General features: G+C 74.3%; 3 protein-coding genes and 1 pseudogene. 2 read left to right on the top strand and 2 right to left on the bottom strand.

The features are described 5' to 3' along the window. On the bottom strand, positions 1-667 hold a 667-nt coding region (locus ABZ749_RS32690), incomplete at its 3' end, for an NAD(P)-binding domain-containing protein (RefSeq protein ID WP_357234689.1). Between the two features lie 55 nt (positions 668-722). Next, a complete protein-coding gene (locus ABZ749_RS32695) occupies positions 723-1,364 on the bottom strand; it encodes a TetR/AcrR family transcriptional regulator (protein WP_355007583.1) in 642 nt (213 codons plus the stop codon). Positions 1,365-1,426: 62 nt separating this feature from the next. Between ABZ749_RS32695 and ABZ749_RS32700 the strand changes: the two genes are divergently transcribed. Both ABZ749_RS32700 and ABZ749_RS32705 read left to right on the top strand, forming a co-directional pair. Then, entirely contained in the window at positions 1,427-2,776 is a 1,350-nt protein-coding gene (locus ABZ749_RS32700; RefSeq protein WP_357234692.1) for an MFS transporter, read from the top strand. A gap of 26 nt (positions 2,777-2,802) precedes the next feature. After that, positions 2,803-3,085: pseudogene (locus ABZ749_RS32705) on the top strand (hypothetical protein); the annotation flags it as partial.

Here is a 3,085-nt window from a genome sequence, read left to right on the forward strand (position 1 = left end):
CCGAGGGTCGTCCCAGCAGGTACTTCGGTACCACCCAGACGCCTCGGCGCAGCGACAGCAGGGTGCGGGTGGCGGCGTACGACGCGTCGACGGCGATGTCCATCGCGGAGTTGCCGCCGCCGACGACCAGGACCCGCCGGCCGGCCAACTGCTCCGGACCCCGGTAGTCGTGGCTGTGGATCTGCTCGGCGGTGAAGCTGCCGGGGTAGCCGGGGTCGGGGAGGCGGGGCACCCGGTTGTGCCCGTTGGCGACGACGACGGCGTCGACAGTGACCTCGACCGGGCCGCTCGGGCCGCTGGCGGCCACCGTCCAGGTGCCGTCGGGATGCTGGGTGACCCGCTCGACGGTGTGACCCAGCCGGATGGTGTCGGCCAGCCCGAAACGCGTGGCGTAGTCGGCGAGGTAACCGGCGACACGACTGTGGTCGGGGTAGTCGGGCCAGTCGGTCGGCATCGGGTGGTCGGCGAACTGGGTGCGACCACGGCTGGTGTTGAGGTGCAGCGTGCGGTACGCGGGCGAGTCGGGCGCCCCGTACACCCAGAGGCCACCGACCTGGCCGGCGGCCTCGAAGCCCACCGTTGCCACGTCGACGTCGCGTAGTGCCTTGACCGCGGCGAGCCCGGCGGCACCAGCCCCGATCACCGCCACCCGAGGTGGTACGCCCATTGCCGCCCCCATTAATCCAACGTCTGATGGATAATCGTCGCGTGGCGGCGGCCCGTCAAGGGGTCGGCGATCCGTAGAGCCCGTCGAGCAGACGATGCACGAACGCCCGGAACTCGCGCCGTTCCCGAGCGCCGGGCGCGCCCGCGGCCAGCGCCACCACATGCCCGTGCGTCGCCCACACCAGACTGCGCACGGTGATGTGCGGGGTCGGCTCGGCGAGGGCGCCGGTCGCCGCGGCGGCGGTGAGCAGCTCCGCGACCAGCCGGTACAACGGGTCGGCGTAGCGCTGGTCGAGCTCGGCGTGCCGCTGCGGTTCCAACCAGCGGCGCAGCCACAGCGCGGTGGTCTCGGGGCGGTCCTCCAGGAAGTCGACGAAGACGTCGACCAGCTCGTGCAGGGCTCTTCGCGCCGCGTCCGGACCGGCGTCGAGGGCGGCGCGGGCCTGCTCGGCGGCCTCGTTGAGGACGTCCCGCTCGGCGGCGAACACCCGGGCGAAGCACGCGTCGTAGAGCGCTGCCTTCGTACCCGTGTGGTGCGCGACAGTGGCGACGTCGACGCCGGCGGCGGCGGCGACCTCCCGCAGCCCGACGGCGTCGAAGCCCCGCTCGGCGAAGAGCGCGGTCGCCGCGGTGAGCACCACCTCGCGGGTCGGCCGGGTCTCGTCGCGGCGGGGCCGACCCGGGCGGCGGCGGGGCATGGTCATGGCGCCATTCTGCCCCTAGAATCCAGCAACCGTTGGATTGTGGAGAGGATGCGGCGATGACCGGGCTGGACCGGCGGCCCGCGGCCGCCACCGACGCGACGCTGCCACGCGGCCCGCTGGCGGGCTTCGCGGCCGGCTCGCTCGGCATGGGCGTCTGGGTGACAGTGCCCGGCCTGCTGCTGCTCTACTTCCTCACCGACGTGCTGGCCGTCGCGCCGTGGCTGGCCGGCCTGGCGCTGCTGCTGCCGAAGGTCGCCGACGTGCTGCTGCACCCGTGGGTGGGGCACCGCGCCGACGTCGAGCAGACCCGACGCGGCGACCGTCGTCGCCTGCTGCTGATCGGCTGCGCCCTGCCGGTCGCGTTCGCCGCGCTCTTCGCGGTGCCCGGCGGCCTGACCGGCACGCCGGCCGCCGCGTGGGTGGCGGTGTTCTTCATCGCCGGCAACCTGCTCTTCGCCGCCTACCAGGTCCCCTACCTGGCCACCCCGGCCGACCTGCGCATCGGCTACCACGAACGCACCCGGCTGATGGCGTTCCGGATGGTGGTGCTGACCCTGGGCATCCTGGTCTCCGGGCTGCTGGCCCCGCTGCTCACCGGCGGCGACGCCGCGACGCGCGGCGGCTACCAGCGGATGGGCGTGGTCCTGGCCGTGGGGATGCTGGTGGCCATGCTGGTCGGTGTCGCCGGCATCGCCCGGCTGCGCGGGTCCGCGCCGGCCAGCACCGCGCCCGGGCACGGCGGGTGGCGGGCGTTGCGCACAGCGCTGCGCGACAGGCAGTTCCGGTGGCTGGTCGCCGCGTACCTGGCGATGTCCACCACCACCCACCTGGTGCTCGCCGGGGTGCCCTACTACGCCGAGTACGAGCTGCGCGCCCCCGGCCTGACCACGGTGCTGGTGGCCGCGTTCGTGGCACCGGCGCTGCTGGTCACCCCGGCCTGGCTGGTGGTGGCCCGACGCGTCGGCAAGCAGCGGGCGCTGCTCGGCGCGCAGGGCGCGTTCGCGATCGGCTCCCTGGTGCTGGCGGTGGGCCGACCTGCCGGCCTGCCGGTGCTCATCGGCGCGGTGGCGGTGCTCGGGGTGGCGTTCGCCGGCATGCAGCTGTTGCCGTTCTCGATGCTGCCCGACGTGATCCGCAACGCCGGCGGCACCGGGGCCGGCACCTACACCGGGGTGTGGACGGCCACCGAGGCCACCGGCGCGGCCCTGGGGCCGTACGCGTACGCGCTGTGCCTGACCGTGGGTGGTTTCGTGGCCTCCACGGCCGGTGAGTCACCGGTGCAGCCGGACGCCGCGCTCGCGGCGGTCCGCTACGGCTTCGGGTTGCTGCCGGCGGTGGCGATGCTGGCGGCGGTGCTGCTGCAACGCCGCTACACCCTGGACGCGACGGCCCGGGCGGCGAGCTGATCGGCCGGCACTAGACTTCGCCCTCGATGGACGCCCAGCCCAGCACTGCCGAGACCCGCCCGTGCGCCCACTGTGGAGCGCCGGTGCCGCAGCGTGTCGGCGCGGGTCGACCGTTTCGCTACTGCCGCGACAACGACGGTGCCTGCCAGCGCGCCTCGCGCAACAGCCGGATGCGCCACCGCAACGCCCCCGGTCTGCCCGGGCAGGTGGCCCGCACCTGGGAGGCGGTGGACCGGCTCGACCAGATCGTCGAGACGTTGACCGAGTCGCTGCACGCCGAGTTGTCCCCGGTGGGTGTGCAGCGGCAGC

Origin of the sequence: Micromonospora sp. NPDC047753, from assembly GCF_040642735.1 — a bacterium.
Taxonomy (GTDB): domain Bacteria; phylum Actinomycetota; class Actinomycetes; order Mycobacteriales; family Micromonosporaceae; genus Micromonospora.

What these genes read in the sequence shown, in the direction of transcription:
- ABZ749_RS32695 (WP_355007583.1), bottom strand. Translation starts at nt 1,364, where the DNA reads ATGCCCCGCCGCCGCCCGGGTCGGCCCCGCCGCGACGAGACCCGGCCG.
- ABZ749_RS32700 (WP_357234692.1), top strand. Translation starts at nt 1,427, where the DNA reads ATGACCGGGCTGGACCGGCGGCCCGCGGCCGCCACCGACGCGACGCTG.